Below are 3,789 nucleotides of genomic sequence, written 5' to 3'. Positions count from 1 at the left end.
TATGAGAGAAGAAGGTTAAGGAAATAACCTAAAAGGGGAGATTAGTGAAAAGAGATTCTGAGTAGCCTTAAGATAGAAGTTATCTTCTAACATAAATTTAGTTTGCCAAAAGTCTGAGTAAACAGCTTTACTCATCCTGATCTAAAATATTTATGCTTGGAAGATAGCCATCTTTGCTACCAAGCTATTTTATTCTTAAGAAGTAGAAGCGTTAATTAAAACTTAAACGCATAAAGATAACTAACGATATCAACAATCGACTATTTATCTTTTAAACTCAAATCTAGATAAACTATAGAACACGATGAAAGTCATATTCTTTAAATAGTCTCTTAATCTACTTATCTTGAGATTAAATAGACATATTTGCAATTAGTTTGCCAATATGCATCATTTTCAGTAATCATGTTTTAGATAACCTTGCCCTTCGTTGCTAAAACAATCAACTTAATGTAAAACTAGGTATAGCATCTACTTCTCAACTCTTAGTTGCCAAACTACAGGTATAGATTAGAGATACTACTTATTATTTATCTTTTGCTATGGCTACATAGCCATAGCAAAAGAGGCTAGCCTCTTTTGAAATTTTGTGCCAATAAGATAAATTTCAATAACGATAAAGCTCTCTACAAATACAACCATGATTTATAGAAAGAATAAGCAAAAATAGTCCGTGATAAAAATCATATCTAGCTATTACTAAATATCATTTTACATGTACTTAAATTATAACAATTATAGGTACCTAATCTCACGGTAATTAACTCAAAAACTCTCAGGATCTTGTAATTTTGATAGTTTTTGTAGAAAATATTAGTTTTTTGTAAGATTTTAGGTATCATTTGTTAACAAATTTAGTTCTTAAAACACCTCTGCTCAATTAATCTGCACATTTAACCTTCTCTCCCTTATAAATATTTACCTCTCTCCCCTTAAACTTTTCCGACTCCTATCCTTAGATTTATATTAACACTTAAACTTTATCCTACTACCACAGACTGTAAGGATATAACTTTTGGAGATCATCCTAGGGACTCTTTTAAACGATTTTGAGGTAATAAAAAACTCCTCATCATGAATAAGCATGATAAGGAGTTTTTGTAATTATTTTTTTCCTTTTTTACGAGCTGAACGACTCACACGTAATACTGTATCTTTACTAAAGATAGCCGGTTTTACTTCCGGAGTTACTTTTACTTTCGTTTGACGCGTAGGGCGTTCTTCTGCTTTTAACTCAGGAGCAAAATCCGAAGCTTGAGGAATACGCTCTGGCATTACTGCATGATTATTTTTGTTTTTTGTCTGCGGTAATAATTGCGAGAGTTGTTCATACTGTAAGCTGGTTTCTTCTTTTGGGGCAAACTCAGTTTGCTCGCCAGCTAGGAGTTGATCAATCTCTGCTAAATGCTCAACACTTGCTTGACCACGGAATTTAAGATCTCTTTCCGTTTGTAAAGCTTGGAGCAAAGCATATTCATCTTGATAATTTACACTTGGCTCTAATAACTCACTTAAAGGAATAACTTGGTTATTAGTCGCAAAGGTTAATAAGCCTTTTCTTTGTTTTGGTAATAACTCATTAGTTAAAAAGTATTTAGCTTTAGAATCTTGTTTAGTTTCAGCAATACAACTTGCAAGAGCTTGCTTATAAACCTCATCGATATAAGCTAACTGCTGCTCCGTGTAGTTGGCAAAAATTAATTTTTCGCCAGCAAAACTCATTAACTCAATTTGTTCTTTTACTTGCTGAGCCTGTGCCTTATAAAGCTCTTGGAATGCAGGAGCATTCTGCACAAGACAATGATAACCTAATACTCCAGCCTGTTTTTTGAGCATATCATTAGCAAATTTCTTTTGCTCACGATTAAGATTTACCGATAATACTGCATTTGCTGGTTTTAAGATTACAGGAGCAAGAGCTTGAGTGCCAAGATCTACAAAAGCTGGCACAAATACTGAATTGCGATCATCTTGATAACAATCTACGTTTACTGGCAGTAAAGTTGGAGAGTTATAATCAATCGGAACAAAGTCAGGTAACTCATTACAATTAGTATAGATATCGGCTAAATGATAAATTTGATTTGCAAAATAGAGTTGATCGTTATTCTCACCTAAATAAGAATTTAAATCTAACACCATATCAAGATTCATTGCCGGATCTTTTTCCGTTACTAAAGTTGAATCTCCTTGCTCTTCAGGATCTTGTTGTTGAGCTCTTAATTGCACCATTACACTCAATACACGAGCGTAAGCTTTACGTAAAGAGTCCACAATAAAATGGAAACTTTCAGGATAGTTAGCTTGTTGTTTAGCAATATGCTCTTGATAAAACTCTTTGCTTTCAGGTTCACGTGGGAAAGCCGACATTACCCCTAAACTTTTTACCGAACGTGCAAACTCATGTAATGGCATCTTACTTTGAGCAAACAAGCGTCCAAGCTCATAATAAGATTCAGGATCTCCTAAAGCTTCATTAAAAATAAAGTTATCAGTGATATAGTTTAAAGTACGAGTTTGCTGATCAGTAAAATCAAATTTAAAGAACCAAAATGGAGCTTGTGATTCTAGACCAAGTTTACGCATACTTGCATGGTAGGTTGCCCCTAAACCTAAAGTAAAAGCAACATAACTATGACTCGACATATAAAGATCAAGAGCGTCAAGAATTCTTTGCTGACGATAAATATTGTGTTCTGAACATAAATAGTTGTACACATATTTAAAGAGAGCACTAGTTAAACTAAATAAAGGTAAGCCTTGGAAACGCTCGGGAATAATATCTTTATGATTCTTTTGTGGATCTTGCATCTGAGCTACTAGTTGATTAAACTCACCAGTTGTCAGTGCAGAAACGTTAACATAAGGATTAGTTGGATCTACTTCACTAAGATAAAAATCATAAAAAGTTACGATTTTCATGAGTAATAAATGACGTAAATCACGATCTTGATGATTTGCCATTAATAAAGAGGCATAGAGTGAACTAAAAGTTAAGACTAAAAGTCCGGTCCCATTAGCTTTACTTTTACCTTCAGTTTGCTGCATTCTAAAAGCTTTAACTACATCATGGTTATATGACTTTTCAATTGGAAGCTTAAGATTGCGAGCCGTACGATTTAAGTGAAATACCGAATTAACAATTGGATCATTAAAATTGAGACGATTGGTAAAATTTACCGTAAACTCTAATTCAATGAGTATTGAACGATATAAATCAGGTGAATATTGACGTTTTTTTTGAAACATATTAGTGTGTTCTCGTGATTTTTCTGCGGATTCATTTTTTCCTCTAACATAGTTCATGCTAGGCGAAAAACTAAAAATCTTCTCCAGAAAAAGAAATAATAAATTCCTTGCGGTCGCAAGTTAAATACCTTTGTTTATTTTAACGCAAAACGGCTTATTTCGTAAATTTTTCTCATAGATTTTACAAAAATTCCCAAGAATTATCGTTGATTTATCTAGGTTTATCTCTTTCCTCGTTTCTTCACCTTTTGTTTCCAGCCCTCCCCCTTTTCTTTCCCGATCTTAGGTAGAGACTAGAAGCTTACTTGAGGTCGCAGTCAACTTCCTATTATTAGTTTTTTAACTTTGCAACATCTACCTTTTGCAAGGTAAAAATTATATTTTTAGTTACATTTAGCGATTAACATGCCTAATTTGTTACTTTTTCCTTGAATCCGATTTATTAAAAAAGCTCAAACAACTTTATCCTACCCCTTAACAATAAACAAATAATAACTTTTGATACCAAAAATATATGATTTTACCTTTCATTTGCAAGAC

The 3,789-nt window shown here is 33.0% G+C and carries 1 protein-coding gene; it reads right to left on the bottom strand.

The genetic code is table 11. The features are described 5' to 3' along the window. Positions 1 to 1,104: 1,104 nt before the first annotated feature. Complete coding sequence (locus CKF59_RS06370) at positions 1,105 to 3,249, bottom strand: hypothetical protein (RefSeq protein WP_147397139.1); 2,145 nt, start codon at positions 3,247 to 3,249, stop codon at positions 1,105 to 1,107. Positions 3,250 to 3,789: the final 540 nt, after the last annotated feature.

Origin of the sequence: Psittacicella gerlachiana (genome assembly GCF_003585965.1) — a bacterium.
In the GTDB taxonomy this organism is placed as follows: domain Bacteria; phylum Pseudomonadota; class Gammaproteobacteria; order Enterobacterales; family Psittacicellaceae; genus Psittacicella; species Psittacicella gerlachiana.
This window is presented reverse-complemented; position numbering and strand designations above follow the sequence as displayed.

Bases quoted from the DNA above. Each gene is read 5' to 3' on its own strand.
- CKF59_RS06370 (WP_147397139.1), bottom strand. From the start codon at position 3,249: ATGTTTCAAAAAAAACGTCAATATTCACCTGATTTATATCGTTCAATA.